Source organism: Thermus tengchongensis, assembly GCF_021462405.1.
GTDB classification, from domain to species: Bacteria; Deinococcota; Deinococci; order Deinococcales; family Thermaceae; genus Thermus; species Thermus tengchongensis.
The window spans coordinates 159,893-176,328 of sequence record NZ_JAKEDU010000003.1 but is presented as its reverse complement, the minus strand read 5'-3'; the positions used below and the strand labels follow the sequence as shown (position 1 = coordinate 176,328).

Sequence of the window (16,436 nt, the reverse complement as noted above, 5' to 3'; positions counted from 1 at the left end):
TACAATGGGGCCATGGGCAAGTATGAAGCGGCCTTTTCTCGCCTAGGCGAGGAAGCCCTGGTCAAGCTGGAAGGGCCGGGTGGCTTTCTGGCCGTCACCGAGGCCCACCTGGTCTTCGTGGACGACGCCGGGGTAAAGCGCCTGGAGCTGGCCAGGATCCGCCGGGTAGGTAAGGGAGAGGCTGGCACCCTCCTGGTGCAAGGGGAGGAGGATGCCCTGGTCCTTCCCCTGAAGGCCTTTCCCCTGGAGGAGCTCAAGGCCTTTCTGGAAGGGTTGAAACCCCACGTGGCCCGGGCCCGCAAGGCCACCTCAACTCCTGCCCCCGCCCCCAAGGCTCCCCTGACCCAGGAAGCCCCTCCCCCACCCCCTCCTCCCGAGCCCCCGAAGGCTCCGGTGTGGGAGGAGGAACCCCCTCCCAAGCGGGACTCGGTGGAGCTGGCCCCGGAGCCGGAGTCCCCTCCCCAAGCCCCCACGCCCAAGGCCCAGGGAGGGAGAAACCCTTTGGCCCTCCCCTTAAAGGTGCTCTCCCTCCTCACCCTGGCCTACACCGTGGCCTTCGTGGTCCTGAACCCGGGAGCGGATCCCTGGGTGCTGGCCGGCGTCCTCCTGGGCGGGCTGGGTCTGGCCTTGACGGAGTGGTCCTCTTCTACCTCCTCTACCTCCTCGCGGTAGCCCTCCTGGGTCTTTCCAGCCTCTGGCCCAAGCTGGTGCCGAAACCCCAGCCGGTGCGGGTGGAAACCCTGGCGGAGGCCAGCTTTCACCCCCCAACCCCTGAGCCCATCAGCTTGAACCAAGCCAGCCTCGAGGAGCTCATGACCCTCCCTGGGATTGGGCCTGTGCTGGCCCAGAGGATCGTGGAGGGAAGGCCCTACGCCCGGGTGGAGGACCTCCTGAGGGTCAAGGGCATCGGCCCCGCCACCCTGGAACGCCTTAGGCCCTATGTCCGACCCTAGGACAGTCTTCCCCAAGCCTCTCCCCTCCACCTGGGGTCCAGGGGTGGGCCTGGGTCTGGGCGGGCTCCTGGGAGCCTGGGGGCTTTTCCATCCCTGGCTCCTTCTCCTGGTGCCCTTCCTCCTCCCCCTCCTACGGCTTCCCTTCGCCCTTGGGCTCGTTGTTGTCCTCCTCCGGGGCTGCCTCTTCCCCGTACCAGAACCTCCTTACGGCACCCGCCTCGAGGGTGTCTTCACCCTTCACCAAGACACCATCCTTTGGCAGGGGCACAGGCTTTGGGTGCAGCACTACCCGGGCCTGGAGGATGGCCGTTACCGGCTACGGGGGTACTTGGCTCCACCCCAGGGCAAGCGCAACCCCGGGGGTTTTGACCAGCGCACCTGGCTCCTCTCCCGGGGGATAAAGGGCGTGTTTCACGTGGAACGGGCGGAACCCTTGGCTCCGCTTCCCGACCCTCGGGCTCCCTTCCGTGCCCGCCTGGCGCAGGGACTCTCGACCCCTGCCCTCGAGGTCCTGGAGGGGCTGGTCCTGGGGGACAAGAGGGGACTCGAGGACACCTACGCCCAGTTTCAAAAGGCAGGGCTCGCCCATCTGCTGGCCCTCTCCGGCCTCCACGTGGGCTTTCTGGTGGCGAGCCTGGTTTTCCTTCTCACCCCTTTGGGCCGATGGCGCTACCTCCTGGCCCTCCTCGCTCTACCCTTTTACCTCTGGCTGGCAGGGCCAAGCCCCTCCTTGGTGCGGGCCAGCCTCATGGCTGGGTTATCCCTCCTGGGCCTCTTCCTCGGCCTTGGAGCCGCCGGGGTACTCCAGGCCCTGGGCCTCGCCCTCTTTCTCCAGCTCCTGTGGTGGCCCGAAAGCCTGCTAAGCCTATCCTTCCAGCTCTCCCACCTGGCGGTTGCGGGGATCACCCTCCTCCTTCCCGCCCTGCCTCAACCCCAGGGAGCACGGGGGTACTTGGCCGGAGCCCTTCTCACCAGCCTGGCTGCCCAGGTTCCCCTGGTTCCCCTTCTCCTTCACCGCTTCGGCTTCCTACCCCTCCTCTCTCCCCTCAGCAACCTCCTAGCCCTCCCCCTGGTCTCTCTCCTGGTACCCCTGGGATTCCTCAAGCTCTTCCTTGGGGGTCTTCTGGCACCCCTTCTGGAGCCCCTGGCCCGGGCCCTCCTTCTCCTGGCCCAGGCCGCAAGCCACGGCCCACTCCTAAGCTGGGGGGAAATCTCCCCCGTGGGTTTCGCCCTCTACTACCTTGGGCTTTTCCCCTTGGCCCTGGCCCTGCACCGGCATCTCCCCTGGCGAAAAGCCTTTCTCCTCTCCAGTCTTCCCCTTCTGGCCAGCCTCCTCGCCGCCTGGCCCAAGCCCTTGGACCTCTTTGCCCTGGACGTGGGCCAGGGGGATGCCCTCCTGGCCCGGCTGGGCGGGGCCGCGGTGCTGGTGGACGGGGGCCGGCCCGAGCAGGGGGAGAAGGTGGTGCGGGCCCTGCGGGCCCTAGGGGTGGTGGCCCTCGAGGTCCTGGTGGCCACCCACCCCGACGCCGACCACTATGGGGGCCTCCTCAAGGTGGCCGAGGAGGTTCCCATCGGCCTCGCCCTCCTCTCCCCCGCCTTCCCCCGGGACCATCCCCTGGTGCGGACCCTGGAGGCCCGGGGCGTGCCCCTCCTCTTCCCGGGCGCAGGAACCCGCCTTCAGGTGGGGCGGGGAAACCTGGAGGTGCTCTGGCCCCCCCATCTAAGCGGGGACGCCGACGAGGACGGACTCGTCCTCCTCCTGGACTTCGGCCGGGCCAGGGCCCTCCTCCTGGCGGACGTGCCGCAAAGGGTGGAGCGCCGCCTAGCGGTGGAGGGGGTGGACGTCCTCAAGGTAAGCCACCACGGCTCCCGCACGGGCACGGACGAGGACCTCCTGGAACGCATCCGGTCCCAGGTGGCCCTGATAGGCGTGGGAAGGAACCCCCACGGCCACCCCCACCCCGAGGTCTTGGAGCGCCTGGCCCGCCGCGGAATAAGGGTCTACCGCACCGACCAACACGGGGCGGTGCGGGTCCTCTTCGGCTACGCCTGGTAGCCCAGCCGCTCCAAAAGGGCCTCCAGCTCTTCCAGGGAGCGGTAGTGGATGACCACCTTCCCCCTCCTTCCCCCCACCACCCTCACCGGCAGGCCCAGGTGCCGGGAAAGCTCCAGGGAAAGGGGCGAGGGTTCCTGGGTTTTTCGCTCTCGTTCCCGCACCAAGCGCTCCCGCAAGGCCTCTGCCTGGCGCACGGAAAGCCCTTTTTCCAGGATCTCCCTCAGGCCCCAAAGCCGGTCCTCAGGCTCCAGCATCAAAAGGGCCCGGGCGTGGCCCGCGCTGATGAGCCCCTGTTCCAAGGCCTCCAAAACCTCCGCGGGAAGCTGCAAAAGCCTCAGGGCGTTGGCCACCGTGGAACGGGCCTTACCCACCCGCTTGGCCACCTCCTCCTGGGTGAGGCCCAAACCCAACAGCGCCTGGTAACCCCGGGCCTCCTCCAACGGGGTGAGGTCCTCCCGCTGGAGGTTCTCCACCAGGGCCACCTCCATGGCCTCCTGGTCCGTGAGGTCGCGGATGAGGGCGGGAACCTCCTTCAGGCCCGCCATCTCCGCGGCTCTAAGGCGCCTCTCCCCGGCCACCAGCTCGTACCCCTCCCCCTTGGGACGGACCACCAAGGGTTGAAGCAAGCCTTTCTCCCGGATGGAAGCGGCAAGCTCCTCCAGACCCTCCTGGGAGAACCTCCGGCGGGGCTGATGGGGATTGGGCCGGATGGCGGACAGGGGAAGCCGGACCACCCCTCCGCCGCCCTTGGGCAGGAGGGCCTCGAGGCCCCTCCCTAAGCCGCTAGCCTTCTTGGACACGGGCGATCACCTCCTCAGCCAGACGGCGGTAGGCGTGGGCCCCAGGGGAGGTGGGGGCATGCTGGGCGATCGTCCTGCCAAAGCTGGGGGCCTCCGCCAGGCGCACGTTGCGGGGCACCACCGTCCAGAACACCTTCTCCCCGAAGTGGGCCCTCAGCTGGGCCTCCACCTGCTGGGAAAGCAGGGTCCTGCCGTCGTACATGGTGATGAGGATGCCGAGAAGCCGCAGGCGGGGGTTGAGGCGGCTCCGCACCTCGTCCAGGGTGGAGAGCAACCCCGCCACCCCCTCCAGGGCGTAGTACTCCGCCTGCACTGGGACCACCACCCCGTGCGCCGCCGCCAGGGCGCTTAGGGTGAGGGCGGAGAGGCTGGGGGGCACGTCCAGAAGGGTGATCTCGTACCCCTCGTCCCGTAAGGCTTCCCCTAGGGCCGTGGGCCTTTCCAGGAGTTCCACCGTGGCCCCCACCAGCTCCGGGGTGGCCGGCAGGAGAGAAAAACCGTCCACGGTCTGCACCAAGGTCTCCAGGGGCTCCCCCTGCAAGAGCTGGTACACCCCTCGCTCCGGCCTAAGCCCCAGACCGCTGGTGGCGTTCATTTGGGGATCCAGGTCCACCAGGAGCACCCTCTTCCCCATGCGGGCCAGGTAGGCGGCCAGGTTGATGGCGGTGGTGGTCTTGCCCACCCCCCCCTTCTGGTTCACCAGGGCGATCCGCCGCAACACCTTGGACCCTAGCATAAAGGATTTTTCTCGGGCACCCCCGGTCGCCGGGGATACTTGGCCGGGGTAGAGGCCTCCTTGGCCACCACCACCAGGTTCCGTTCCTCCTGGACCACGGGAAGAAGCAAGGTATGGAGGGTAACCGAGCCTCCTCCAAGGAGGGCCAGGGCCTTAGGCAGGGCCTCCAACTCCTCCGCCACCCTTGGCCCCTTTTGGGCCACCATGTACCCCCCCAGGGCCACGAAGGGCAGGCCCAGTTCCGCCAAAACGCAAAGGGGCGCCACCGCCCGGGCCACCACCCGTCCGTAGGCCTCCCGGTACTCGGGGCGATGGGCCAGCTCCTCCGCCCGGCCCCAAAGGGGATAGGCCCCCTTCAGTCCCAGAGCCTCCACCGCCTCCACCACGAAGGCCACCTTCTTCTTGGTGGCGTCCAGGAGGGTGATCTCCAGCTCCGGGCGCACGATCTTCAGGGGAAGCCCGGGAAACCCCGCCCCCGTGCCCAGGTCCAGCACCCGCCATGACCCCTGGAAGAGGGGCAGGGTGAGGAGGGTGAGGGAGTCCAGGAAATGCTTGACCACCACCTCCTCCTCCGTGCGCAAGGCCGTGAGGTTGGTGCGCCGGTTGGCCTCCATGAGGAGGTCGTAAAAGCGGGAAAAGGCGGAAAGGTGGGCCTCGAGGTCCAGCCCCAAGGCCTTTCCACCCTCCAGAAGAAGCTGAACGCCCTTTGGGCTTAGACCCACCCCCACCCCCGATGTTTCACGGGAAACATCCCCTCTCACCGGGAAAGCACCCTGAGGTGCACCAGCAAGGCCGTGAGATCTGAGTCCCGTATCCCAGGGACCCGGGCGGCCTCTGCCACGGTTCGGGGCCTCACCCGGGAAAGCTTTTCCACCGCCTCCCGGGAAAGGCCTGGGACCCGGGGGAACTCCAAACCCTCGGGTATGCGAAAGGCCTCCAGGTCCCTCAGCTTCTCCCGTAGCCGCTCCTGTCGCTCGATGTACCCCGCGTACTTGGCCCGCACCTCCACCTGGTAGGCCTCTTCGGGACCCAAGGGGATGGGCGGGGGAAAACGTTCCGCCAAGACTTGGTAGGTGTTTTCTGGACGCCTAAGCCACACCAGGCCGCTCACCCCCTCCACCCGCAAGGCCTCGAGGCGCCTCAGCTCCTCCTCCACCCGTCGGTACTTCTCCCTCACCGCTTCCAGGTCCTCCCTGGGCCTCAGGCCCCACTCCACCGCCAAGGGCACCAGGCGTTCGTCCGCGTTGTCCGCCCGGCAGAGGAGGCGGAGCTCCACCCTCGAGGTCATCATCCGGTAGGGCTCGTCTGTGCCCCGGCCCACCAGGTCGTCCACCATCACCCCCATGTAGCCGCTTTCCCGGGGGAGATGAACCTCAGGAAGGCCCAGGGCATACCGGGCAGCGTTCAGCCCTGCTAGGAGGCCTTGGGCCGCTGCCTCCTCGTACCCCGAGGTGCCGTTCACCTGCCCGGCGGCGAACAGTCCGGGGAGGAAGCGGGACTGGAGCCCGCGGGTGAGCTCCCTGGGATCCAGGCTGTCGTACTCCACCGCATAGGCATAGCGCTGGATCACCGCCCGCCCAAACCCCGGCAGGCTTTTCACCATCTCCTCCTGGAGCTCTGGAGGCAGGCTGGAGGAGAACCCCTGCAGGTACACCTCGCTGGTGGCGAGCCCGTCGGGCTCCACGAAAAGGAGGTGGCTCTCCTTGTCGGAAAAGCGCACCACCTTGTCCTCGATGGAGGGGCAGTAACGGGGACCGATGCCCACGATGTCCCCCGCATAGAGGGGAGACAGGTGCAGGTTCTCCAGGATCAGGCGGTGGGTGCGCGATGTGGTACGGGTCTGCCAGGTGGGAAGCTTGGCGGCATGGGGTCCTGGGCTTCCCGTAAAGCTTCCCGGGGGCACCTCCGGGGGCACCACCTCCAACTCGGTAAACTCTACGGAATCCGCCCGGATCCTGGGCGGGGTGCCGGTTTTAAAGCGCCGCAGGGTATGGCCTACCGCCCTCAGGCTCTGGGAGAGGAAACGCGCAGGAGGCTCCCCCTGCCGCCCCGCCGGCCGGGAACGCCTTCCGTACCAGACCACCCCACCCAGGAAGGTTCCCCCCGCCACCACCACCGCCTTGGCGGGGATCTCCCGGCCATCCACGGTGCGCACCCCCAAAAGCCTTCCTCCCTCTACGACGAGGCCCGCCACCTCCCCCCGGATCACTTCAATGGGCCTTTCCGCCAGGATTTCCTGGGCCTTAAGGGCGTAGAGATCCCGGTCCACCTGGACCCTCAGGCTTTGCACCGCCGGTCCCTTGGAGCAGTTCAGCACCCGGGTGTGGATGGCGGTGGCGTCCGCCGCCCGGCCCATAAGCCCCCCCAGGGCGGTGAGTTCCGCCACCAGCTGGCTCTTTCCGGGTCCGCCCACCGCCGGGTTGCAGGGCATCATGCCTATGCGCTCGGGATTAATCGTGACCAGGGCCACCCGCACCCCGAGGGCCGCAGCTGCCCAAGCCGCTTCCAGCCCCGCATGTCCCCCTCCCACCACCACCACGTCGTAACGCATCCCACCCTCCACTTTACCCAAGGCCTTGGCGTAGAATGTTCCTCCGGAAACGCGGGGGGGTAGCCTTGACCCACGAGGCCGTCTGGCAACACATCCTGGAACACATCCGCCGCAACATCACCGAGGTGGAGTTCCACACCTGGTTCGAGCGCATCCGCCCCTTGGGCATCCAGGATGGGGTACTTCAGCTGGCGGTGCCCACCTCCTTCGCCCTGGACTGGATCAAGCGCCACTACGCCGAGCTAATCCAGGAAGCTCTGGGCCTCCTGGGAGCCCAGCCGCCCCGGTTTGAGCTCAAGGTGGTCCCCAGCGTGGCCGTACAGGAGGACATCTTCCACACCCCTACCCCTTCCGAAACAGCCAAGCCCAACCTCAACCCCAAGTACACCTTTGAAAACTTCGTGGTGGGGCCCAACAACTCCATGGCCCATGCGGCGGCGGTGGCGGTGGCCGAGTCCCCGGGGCGGGCCTACAATCCCCTTTTCATCTACGGGGGCGTGGGCCTGGGCAAGACCCACCTCATGCACGCCGTGGGGCACTCCGTGGCCAAGCGTTTTCCCCACCTTAAAATCGAGTACGTCTCCACGGAGACCTTCACCAACGAGCTCATCAACGCCATCCGCGAGGACCGCATGACGGAGTTCCGCGAGCGCTACCGCTCCGTGGACCTTCTCTTGGTGGACGACATCCAGTTCATCGCCGGCAAGGAGCGCACCCAGGAGGAGTTCTTCCACACCTTCAACGCCCTTTACGAGGCCCACAAGCAGATCATCCTCTCCTCCGACCGGCCTCCCAAGGATATCCTGACCCTCGAGGCCCGCCTGCGAAGCCGGTTCGAATGGGGCCTCATCACCGACATCCAGCCCCCCGACCTGGAAACCCGCATCGCCATCCTGAAAATGAACGCCGAACAACGGGGCTTGCGAATCAGCGAGGAGGTGCTGGAGTACATAGCCCGGCAAGTAACCTCCAACATCCGCGAACTGGAGGGAGCCCTGATGCGCACCATCGCCTACGCTTCCTTAAACGGGGTGGAACTCACCCGCGCCGTGGCCGCCAAGGCGCTTTCCGACATCTTCGCCCCCAGGGAAGTGGAGGTGGATCCCCACGAGATCGTGCGCAAGGTGGCGGAGTACTTTGCCCTGCGCCCGGAGGACCTGGTGGGCGGTGGCCGACGGAAGGAGGTGGTTTTACCCCGTCAGATCGCCATGTTCCTGGTGCGGGAACTCACCCGCTCCTCCCTCCCGGAAATCGGCCAGCTCTTCGGAGGACGGGACCATACCACCGTCCTCTATGCCATCCAAAAGGTTCAGGAGCTTTCGGAAAGCGACCGTGAGGTGCAAAAGCTCCTACGCAGCTTGAAAGAGGCCCTGACATGATCCCTGTGGATAACCTGTGGATAACCCTGTGGATAACCCCGGCTTTCCTGTGGATAACCTTGTGGACAACCTGTGGAAAAGTGACCCCCCTTCGGAGCCTGTGGATAACTGGTCAGTTATCCACAGCTTATCCACAACCCAAGGCCAGTTATCCACAGAAGTTTTCCACAAGCCCTTTTTGCTCCCACACGGTATTTTCTACCCCTTATCCACATATCCACAGCTCCTACTACTACGACTGCTATCCTTTTAAGATCTTAAAAAACCCGTAGTAATAGCAGTAGAGAGGAGGCAAACCCCGTGAAGGTGAAAGTTCCAAAAACCCTGTTGACCGAACACGTGGCCTTGCTGGAACGGGTCATTCCCACGCGAAGCTCCAACCCCCTTTTTACCTACCTGGGCCTAGCCCTTACCCCAGATACCCTGGTGTTGTTCGGAACCAACGGCGAGGTGGACCTGGAAGTATGCCTGAAGCTTCCCACGGAGGGGGAGGGGCGTTTTTTGGTTCCCGCCCAGCCTTTCTTCCAGCTGGTGCGCAGCCTTCCCGGGGATCAGGTGGAGCTGGACTTCGGTGCGGAGCTTTCCCTCTCCTCGGGTTCCTTCAGCACCCGGCTGAGCCTCGCCCCCGACGAAGGCTACCCGGAGCTCTTCTTTCCCAGCCTGGAGGGCCCTGCAGAACCCTATCCCCTGCAAACCCTTTTGCCGGTGGAGGAGCTTCTTAAGGCGCTATCCTACGTGCGCTATGCGGCCAGCAACGAGGAGTACCGAGCGATCTTCCGGGGTGTGCAGCTGGAGTTTTCCGAGGGAGGGCTTCGCTCCGTGGCCTCCGACGGGTACCGCCTAGCCCTTTACAGGCTGGCCAGGCCGCAACCCTTTGCCAAGAAGGTGGTGGTGCCTGCCCGCAGTGTAGACGAGATGGTGAGGGTTCTGAAGGGTATGGGCGAGGGGGAGGTAGCCCTGGCCCTGGGCCCGGGGGTTCTGGGCCTCGCCACCAGCGGTTCGCAAGGCGCTGCCGCCACCGGAAAGGGACAGCTGCGCATGGCTGTCCGGCTTATGGAAGGGGAGTTCCCCGATTATGAGCGGGTGATCCCCAAGGAGTTCCCCCTGAAGGCAGCCTTCGAGGTGGAGGCCTTCCGGGAGGCCCTGCGCCGGGTGAGCGTCCTTTCTGACCGGCAAAACCATAGGGTAGACCTTCTTTTTGAGGAGGGGCGGGTGTTGTTCTCCGCTGAGGGGGATTACGGCAAGGGGCAGGAGGAGGTTCCCGTGCACCTCGAGGGCGTGCCCCTGGCGGTGGCCTACAATGCCCGCTACCTTCTGGAGGCCCTTTCCCCCCTATCCGGCCAGGCGCTGTTGTTGCTTTCCGGGCCCACCAGCCCTAGCCTGGTGCGTCCAGGAGAGGCTTCCCCAGCGGAGATAGGGGAGGGGTACCAGGCAGTGGTGGTCCCCCTGCGGGTGTAAGCTTTGACTGGGGGGCGGGAAGCGCTTCCAGAAACCCTTAGGGGAGGAGTCCATGACCACGATCGTGAACGTGAAAGCCAGGGAGGTTTTAGACTCTAGGGGCTTTCCCACGGTGGAGGCCGAGGTGGAGCTGGAAGGAGGTGCCAAGGGCAGGGCCATGGTGCCCTCCGGAGCCTCCACCGGCACCCATGAGGCCTTGGAGCTACGGGATGGGGGCAAGCGTTACCTGGGGAAGGGGGTGCGCCGGGCGGTGGCCCACATCCTGGAGCGCATCGCCCCCGAGCTCATCGGCCGGGATGCCCTGGACCAAGAGGGGGTGGACCGGGCCATGCTGGAGCTGGATGGAACCCCCAACAAGTCCAACCTGGGGGCCAATGCCCTCCTGGCGGTTTCCCTGGCCACGGCCCGGGCGGCGGCGGAGGCCTTAGGTCTGCCTTTATACCGTTATTTGGGGGGGGTTCAGGCGGTTACTTTGCCGGTTCCCCTTATGAACGTGATCAACGGGGGAAAGCACGCGGACAACCGGGTGGATTTCCAGGAGTTCATGCTGGTGCCCGCGGGGGCGGAGAGCTTCTCGGAGGCCTTGCGCATCGGCGCTGAGGTCTTTCACACCCTCAAAGGGGTCTTGAAGGAGAAGGGCTACAGCACCAACGTGGGGGACGAGGGAGGGTTCGCCCCGGACTTGAGGAGCAACGAGGAGGCCATCGAGCTCCTCCTCCTCGCCATTGAGCGGGCGGGGTACACCCCAGGGCAAGAGGTTTCCCTGGCCCTGGACCCGGCGGCCAGCGAGCTTTACCGGGACGGCAGGTACCACCTGGAAGGGGAAGGGCGGGTCCTTTCCTCGGAGGAGATGGTGGAGTTCTGGGCCAAGTGGGTGGACACATACCCCATCCGCTCCATTGAGGACGGCCTGGCGGAGGACGACTGGGAAGGTTGGCGGCTCCTCACCCAAGAGCTTGGGGAGAAGGTGCAGCTGGTGGGGGACGACCTCTTCGTCACCAACCCGGAAAGGCTTCGCCAGGGCATTGAGCGGGGCGTGGCCAACGCCATCCTGGTGAAGGTGAACCAGATCGGCACCCTTTCGGAGACCCTCGAGGCCATCCGCCTAGCCCAGCGCTCCGGCTACCGGGCAGTGATCAGCCACCGCTCTGGGGAAACCGAGGATAGCTTCATCGCCGACCTTGCGGTGGCGGTGAACGCCGGGCAGATCAAGACCGGTTCCCTCTCCCGATCCGACCGCCTTTCCAAGTACAACCAGCTTTTGCGCATCGAGGAGGAGCTGGGGCGTGCGGCGCGCTTTTTAGGGTATGAGGCCTTTTAAGCGCACCAAGATCGTGGCCACGCTGGGGCCCGCTTCGGACTCCAAGGAAGCCATCCGGGCCCTGGCGGAGGCGGGGGCGGATGTCTTTCGCTTGAACTTCAGCCACGGCACCCACGAGGAGCACCGGAGGCGGGTGGCCTGGGTGCGGGAGGTGGAGAAGGAACTGGGCAAAACCCTGGCCATCCTCCAGGACCTCCAGGGCCCTAAGATCCGCATCGGCCGGCTCAAGGAGGGCCGGGTGGAGCTTAAGGTGGGCCAACCCTTCATTCTCACCCGGGCTCCCGTGGAGGGGGACGAGACCCGGGTTTCCATCACCTACAAGGGGCTTCCGGAGGACGTGGCTCCCGGTCAGGCGCTCCTCTTGGATGACGGCCGCCTACGCCTTCGGGTGGAAAGGATCCAGGGGGATGAGATCCACACCGTGGTAGAACTGGGTGGGGTGCTTTCCGACAGCAAGGGGATTAACGTCCCCGGCTCGGATCTCTCCCTCCCCGCCCTTTCGGAAAAGGACATCCAGGACCTGGCCCTGGGGGCGGAGCTGGGGGTGGACTGGGTGGCGGTGTCCTTCGTGCGCACCCGGGACGACCTCCTCCTGGCCCGGCACTACCTGGCCCGGTATGGTTCCCGGGCCCGGCTCATGGCCAAGATCGAGAAGCCTTCCGCCGTCTACCGTTTTGAGGAGATCCTGGAAGAAGCCGACGGCATTATGGTGGCCCGGGGAGACCTGGGGGTGGAGATGCCCTTGGAGGAGGTGCCCATCGTGCAAAAGCGCCTCATCCTCCGCGCCATCGCCGCCGGGAAGCCGGTGATCACCGCCACCCAGATGCTGGAGTCCATGGTGCAGAACCCGAGCCCCACCCGGGCCGAAGCCTCCGACGTGGCCAACGCTATCTTCGACGGTACGGATGCCGTCATGCTTTCCGCGGAAACCGCCGCCGGGGCCTACCCGGTGGAGGCGGTGGCCACCGTGGCCCGGATCGCCTGGGTGGTGGAGTCCTCCCCCGAGTTCTTGCAAAAGCTCAACGTCCTACGCCCGGCCCCCACCCCCACCACCCAAGACGCCATCGCCCAGGCGGCGGAGGACATCGTGGAGGCGGTGGAGGCCAAGGCCATTGTGGTCTTCACCGCCACGGGAAGCTCCGCCAGGCGCATCGCTCGTACCCGGCCCCGGGTACCCATCCTGGCCCTCACCCCCAACCCCGAGGTGGAGCGGCAGCTGGCCTTGGTCTGGGGCGTTCTCCCTCACCTGGCCCCCGACCCCCAGGACACCGACGACATGGTGCGCATCGCCCTGGAGGAGGCCAAGGCCTGCGGGCTGGCCCAGGTGGGGGAGAGGGTGGTGATCGCCGCGGGAGTACCCTTTGGGGTGCGGGGGACCACCAACCTCATCCGGGTGGAGCGGGTGAGCTGATGCTACCCCACCCTGGCCCTGCCAGGGTGGGGGCCCCGGTAATGCCTTTTTGCAAGCCCAATTTCGGCGTGAGCCCTCCCGCGGGAGGAGGCGCCCTTTAGGGGGCGTAAAGGGCCAAGGCGCTCACCACCGGCCTGGGGGGGCCTTGGTACGGGCTTCGCAGCCTCCCCTGAACCCAAAGCTGGGCCGAGCCTCCCCCGTCCATCCTGAGGGCGTTCCAGGCCCCCAAGGAGAGGAGGGCCCGGGCCAAAACCCCGGGGGTGGTGGGCTCGGAGACCAAAAGCCAAAGCCTGCCCTCCCGGGTCCAGGCCACCGCCGCCTGGGGGGCCACCGCCTGGAGGGGCCGGGGGTCGCGGAAGTTCTCCCGGGAAGGGTCGAAGGCGTACTGGCCCTCCCGTACCAGGAGGGGCCCCCCCTCCAGGGCGTAGGCGAAGGGAGGGTCCAGGCGGCCGTAGAGGCTTAGGGGGTCCCCGGGTTTCATGGGGAAGGGAGGCCCTCCCCGGGGGAAGCTGAGGGCCCAGGCCCCCGGGGAGAGCTCCTGGGGGGCGGGCAGGATGGCCTCCACCCGGTCCCCCCGTACCAGGGCCACCTCCTCCCCCTCCCGCCCCACAGGACCGGGGACGGTGTAGGCGGTGAAGCGGGCACGGGAGGCGTTCACCCCCACCCGCACCCGTTCCCCCTGGGGCCCCCGCACCACCGCCTCAAAGCGGGGGAAGTCCAGGAAGAAGCGAAAGCCCTCCCACAGGAGGGCCACCCGGCCGAAGGGGTAAGAGATCGTGACCCCGTCCTGCACCCAAAGCCCGATGGGGGCGCCGCTGGCCGGGTCGAAGTAGCCCCCGTTGAGGACCGCCAGGGCCCCCGGGGCCAGGTTCTTGGGCAGGTCCCGCACCCCGGGCTTCCCCACGGGCAGGAGGCGGCCCCCGGTGGCCTCCACCAGGTGGAGCCTGAGGGGCTCGGGGGCGAAGGCCCAGACCTCCTTGTAGCGCACCCCGGGAGCCAGGGCCTCCTCCACCTCGGGAGCCAGGAGGTAGAGGTCCAGGACCAGCCTGGGGGGGTCCTGGAGGGGGAAGAGGCGGTGGCGGAGGAGCCGGCCTGGGGCCTCGAGGCGAAGCTCAGTCCCCTGGGGGAGGAGGCGCACCCCTGCCCGCAGGCCCTGGGGCCAGGGGGCCTGGAGGACCCCCGGGGCCAGGTAGGGGAGGAGGAGGGTGAGGCGTTCCTGCCCCTGCGCTTCCTGGGGGGGACCTGGGTAGGGGGTGGGAAGGTCCAGGACCACCCGGAAGGCCCGGCCCTGGGTCCCAAAGCGGGTCCCGGCTTCTGGGACCTGGAAGTACCCCAGGGCCTTCAGGGCTTGCAGGGGCAGGAGCTCTCCGCTAGGGGGCGGTAGGGAGGGATCGGCAGGCTCCGCCCATCCCACCCCCAGCGCGTACGCCAGCCGTACGCCTGCCCCCTCATACACCCAAGCTCCTCCTTCCTCGCGAAAGGTCAAGCCGAAGACCCCAGCGGGCAGAAGGTTCTGGCCAAGGCCCAAAGGGAGAAAGGCCAGGAAGCTGAGGAGGAGAAGGCGCCTCATCTCCCCATGAAAGCAGAAGGGGGTGAGAGGAAGCTGATACCCCTTCAGCCTTTGACCACGATGAGGGGCCTGAGGCGGGCCACCTTCCTTCCGATCCCCGCTCCCTGGACCGCCTCCACTACCACAGAAACATCCTTGTAAGCCTCGGGCATCTCCTCGTCCACGGTGGCCCGGGTGGCTGCCCGCACCAGGATGCCCCTTTCCGCCAGCTCCTTCACCAGGTTCCGCTCCCGGGCCACCCGCTTGGCCTGGTGGCGGCTCATCTTGCGCCCGGCCCCGTGGCAACTGGAGCCGAAGGAAACCGCCATGGCCTTTTCCGTTCCCACCAGCACGTAGGAATAGCGGCCCATGTCCCCGGGCACCAGCACGGGCTGGCCCACATGCTGGTACTCCAGGGGGATTTCGGAGTTTCCGGGGCCGAAGGCCCGGGTGGCTCCTTTGCGGTGCACCAGGACCCTCTTTCCCCCGTGCTCCTCAAACTTGGCGTTGTTGTGGGCCAGGTCGTAAAGCACCCTTAGGCCGTGGTCCCTGGGGGCGTAGCCCACCGCCTCGAAGGCCTCCCGCACAAAGTGGGCGATGAGCTGGCGGTTGGCGAAGGCGAAGTTGGCGGCGGCGGCCATGGCCTGGAGGTAGTCCTCCCCCTCGGGGCTCCTGATGGGGGCCGCGGCCAGCTGCTTGTCCACAAGCTCGATCCCGTAGCGGGGAGCTACTTTTAGAAATTTTTCCACATAATCCTGGCAGACCTGGTGGCCCAGGCCCCGGCTTCCCGTGTGGATGAGGACGGTGATCTGGTTTGGGAAAAGCCCAAAGGCTTCCGCCACCTCGCCATCGTAGATCTCGTCCACGTACTGCACCTCGAGGAAATGGTTCCCGCTTCCCAGGGTGCCGATCTGGGGGGCCCCCCGCTCAAAGGCCCGGTCCGAAACCTTGTCGGGGTTAGCCCAGGGAAGGCGCCCCTCGGACTCGATGAAGCGCAGGTCCTCCGGGTAACCGAAGCCCCTGCGGATGAGCCAGCCCGCCCCTTCCTTGAGGATTTCCTTGAGCTCCTTTTTGCTGAAGCGCACGTCCTTGCGCTCGCTCCCCACCCCCGAGGGGATGAGGCGGTAGAGAGTATCGGCCAGCTCCCGTTGGCGGGGAAGGAGGTCCTCGAGGGTGAGGTGGGAGGCGAGGAGGCGTACCCCGCAGTTGGAGACCACAAACCCTTCGGCGACGAAGTTATGCCCCTCATGGTCCATGGAGAGGTCGTACACCCTTCCCCCGTGGGGAACGGTTTCCATGGCCACTACCCTGTCAAAAAGCATGGGGCCGGCCCTCTGGAGGAACTCAGGGAAGGTGGGAAATCCCCAGGGGCGGAATCCGCCTCGCTTCTCGTAAAGGGTACGCTCCACAAAGCGCCGAGGGAGGTCTAGGGTAGTAGCGATGCGTTTTGGTCCCAAGCCTGCCTGTCGTAGGGCCAAGACCTCTTCAGCCTGGGTTTCCCGAGCTTCCAAGTGGGCCATTTTCAGGCGCAAGTAGAAAGCGGCCACTAGGGCTAGCCAGGCTTTTTGGGGAGCGTACGCATAACCCACCCTCTCGTAAAGGAGGCGGAGGTTTTCCGGTGTACTCCGGAGGATCAGTTTGAAGCGGTGGGAAGGATCAGCGGGTTCTTCCCAAGCCAGTTCCTCACGTAGGGACTGGACTTCCAGGCCCAAACTTTCCATTAAGCGGGCCAGGTCTTCCATGAAGGTTCGGCCAATCCCCAAAAGGCTTTTCCGCTTAGACTGGGAGAGCACAGGAGAGGCGAGGTTGTATCCATGTCCGCTTACCCACTTCGGAGCGGAGAGCTCCGCTCCGAATAGCCCTGCTAGAAAGTTGGCTTTAAGCCAAGCGGGAAGGGAGAAGAGCCATTGAGGTAAGGCAAAAGCCGTTTGCGCCTTGGGGCCCTCGGGAAGGCCTAGGGCGTGGAGAAGGAGGAACAAAGCCCGGGAGGAGGCCTTAAGGCTAGCCTCTCGGTAGGTAAAGGTCCGTCCTCGGAAGCTGTGGTTTCGTATCCGAACGTAAGGGCCCCCAGCCTGGAAGCCCAGACGCTTAAGGTCCTCCTTGGCTTCCAGGAGACCTTCTTCATCCCCATAGAGCACCAGGTACCCCCTGCTCCGGGACCGGTAGAGGGTGCCATCGCCCAGCGCATAGCCCAAGAGGCGCAGGATGACGGGCAGGTGGGG

The 16,436-nt window shown here is 66.3% G+C and carries 13 protein-coding genes; 7 read left to right on the top strand and 6 right to left on the bottom strand.

Features of this window, described 5'->3' with window-relative positions; all coding sequences use genetic code 11:
- Positions 1–12 precede the first annotated feature (12 nt).
- Genes L1087_RS05475 through L1087_RS05465 form a run of 3 tightly spaced genes read left to right on the top strand, consistent with a single transcriptional unit; the run spans position 13 to position 3,009 of the window.
- Positions 13–672: a YcxB family protein gene (locus tag L1087_RS05475; protein WP_234557982.1), complete on the top strand. Its 660-nt coding sequence runs from the start codon at positions 13–15 to the stop codon at positions 670–672.
- Positions 636–953, top strand: a complete 318-nt coding sequence (locus L1087_RS05470; RefSeq protein WP_038041049.1) for a ComEA family DNA-binding protein — start codon at positions 636–638, stop codon at positions 951–953. The genes L1087_RS05475 and L1087_RS05470 overlap by 37 nt, the downstream gene beginning before the upstream one ends.
- On the top strand, positions 940–3,009 hold the full coding sequence (locus L1087_RS05465) for a DNA internalization-related competence protein ComEC/Rec2 (RefSeq protein ID WP_234557981.1): 2,070 nt from the start codon (positions 940–942) through the stop codon (positions 3,007–3,009). The genes L1087_RS05470 and L1087_RS05465 overlap by 14 nt, the downstream gene beginning before the upstream one ends.
- Here the strand turns inward: L1087_RS05465 and L1087_RS05460 are convergent.
- Genes L1087_RS05460 through mnmG form a run of 4 tightly spaced genes read right to left on the bottom strand, consistent with a single transcriptional unit; the run spans position 2,997 to position 7,117 of the window.
- Entirely contained in the window at positions 2,997–3,809 is an 813-nt protein-coding gene (locus tag L1087_RS05460) for a ParB/RepB/Spo0J family partition protein (protein ID WP_038041051.1), read from the bottom strand. The two genes, L1087_RS05465 and L1087_RS05460, sit on opposite strands and share 13 nt — an antisense overlap.
- Positions 3,793–4,545 (bottom strand): chromosome-partitioning ATPase Soj, encoded by a 753-nt coding sequence (gene soj / locus L1087_RS05455; RefSeq protein ID WP_038041052.1) that lies wholly within the window; start codon positions 4,543–4,545, stop codon positions 3,793–3,795. Before soj ends, L1087_RS05460 begins: the two co-directional genes overlap by 17 nt.
- Positions 4,539–5,267, bottom strand: coding sequence for a 16S rRNA (guanine(527)-N(7))-methyltransferase RsmG (gene rsmG, locus L1087_RS05450; RefSeq protein WP_038043323.1), 729 nt, complete (start codon positions 5,265–5,267; stop codon positions 4,539–4,541). Before rsmG ends, soj begins: the two co-directional genes overlap by 7 nt.
- Before the next feature lie 35 nt (positions 5,268–5,302).
- Complete coding sequence (mnmG, locus tag L1087_RS05445; RefSeq protein WP_267964718.1) at positions 5,303–7,117, bottom strand: tRNA uridine-5-carboxymethylaminomethyl(34) synthesis enzyme MnmG; 1,815 nt, start codon at positions 7,115–7,117, stop codon at positions 5,303–5,305.
- 44 nt (positions 7,118–7,161) lie between these two features.
- Here mnmG and dnaA point away from each other — a divergent pair, with 44 nt between their 5' ends.
- The 4 genes from dnaA (at position 7,162) to pyk (ending at position 12,665) form a co-directional block, all read left to right on the top strand.
- Positions 7,162–8,475 (top strand): chromosomal replication initiator protein DnaA, encoded by a 1,314-nt coding sequence (dnaA, locus tag L1087_RS05440; protein WP_135259246.1) that lies wholly within the window; start codon positions 7,162–7,164, stop codon positions 8,473–8,475.
- A 300-nt stretch (positions 8,476–8,775) separates the two neighbouring features.
- The gene (dnaN, locus tag L1087_RS05435) at positions 8,776–9,933 is read left to right on the top strand and encodes a DNA polymerase III subunit beta (RefSeq protein WP_038041055.1); all 1,158 of its coding nucleotides are present in this window, start codon (positions 8,776–8,778) and stop codon (positions 9,931–9,933) included.
- Positions 9,934–9,985: 52 nt separating this feature from the next.
- On the top strand, positions 9,986–11,254 hold the full coding sequence (gene eno / locus L1087_RS05430; protein WP_038041056.1) for a phosphopyruvate hydratase: 1,269 nt from the start codon (positions 9,986–9,988) through the stop codon (positions 11,252–11,254).
- On the top strand, positions 11,241–12,665 hold the full coding sequence (gene pyk / locus L1087_RS05425) for a pyruvate kinase (RefSeq protein WP_234557979.1): 1,425 nt from the start codon (positions 11,241–11,243) through the stop codon (positions 12,663–12,665). Before eno ends, pyk begins: the two co-directional genes overlap by 14 nt.
- 97 nt (positions 12,666–12,762) lie before the next feature.
- On the opposite strand, the gene L1087_RS05420 is transcribed toward pyk, so the two are convergent.
- Both L1087_RS05420 and L1087_RS13305 read right to left on the bottom strand, forming a co-directional pair.
- Positions 12,763–14,235, bottom strand: coding sequence for a phosphodiester glycosidase family protein (locus tag L1087_RS05420; protein ID WP_234557978.1), 1,473 nt, complete (start codon positions 14,233–14,235; stop codon positions 12,763–12,765).
- Between the two features lie 44 nt (positions 14,236–14,279).
- Entirely contained in the window at positions 14,280–15,512 is a 1,233-nt protein-coding gene (locus tag L1087_RS13305) for an RtcB family protein (RefSeq protein ID WP_326490704.1), read from the bottom strand.
- Positions 15,513–16,436: the final 924 nt, after the last annotated feature.

Bases quoted from the DNA above. Each gene is read 5' to 3' on its own strand.
- L1087_RS05475 (WP_234557982.1), top strand. From the start codon at position 13: ATGGGCAAGTATGAAGCGGCCTTTTCTCGCCTAGGCGAGGAAGCCCTG.
- L1087_RS05465 (WP_234557981.1), top strand. From the start codon at position 940: ATGTCCGACCCTAGGACAGTCTTCCCCAAGCCTCTCCCCTCCACCTGG.
- soj (WP_038041052.1), bottom strand. From the start codon at position 4,545: ATGCTAGGGTCCAAGGTGTTGCGGCGGATCGCCCTGGTGAACCAGAAG.
- eno (WP_038041056.1), top strand. From the start codon at position 9,986: ATGACCACGATCGTGAACGTGAAAGCCAGGGAGGTTTTAGACTCTAGG.
- pyk (WP_234557979.1), top strand. From the start codon at position 11,241: ATGAGGCCTTTTAAGCGCACCAAGATCGTGGCCACGCTGGGGCCCGCT.
- L1087_RS05420 (WP_234557978.1), bottom strand. From the start codon at position 14,235: ATGAGGCGCCTTCTCCTCCTCAGCTTCCTGGCCTTTCTCCCTTTGGGC.
- L1087_RS13305 (WP_326490704.1), bottom strand. From the start codon at position 15,512: ATGGAAACCGTTCCCCACGGGGGAAGGGTGTACGACCTCTCCATGGAC.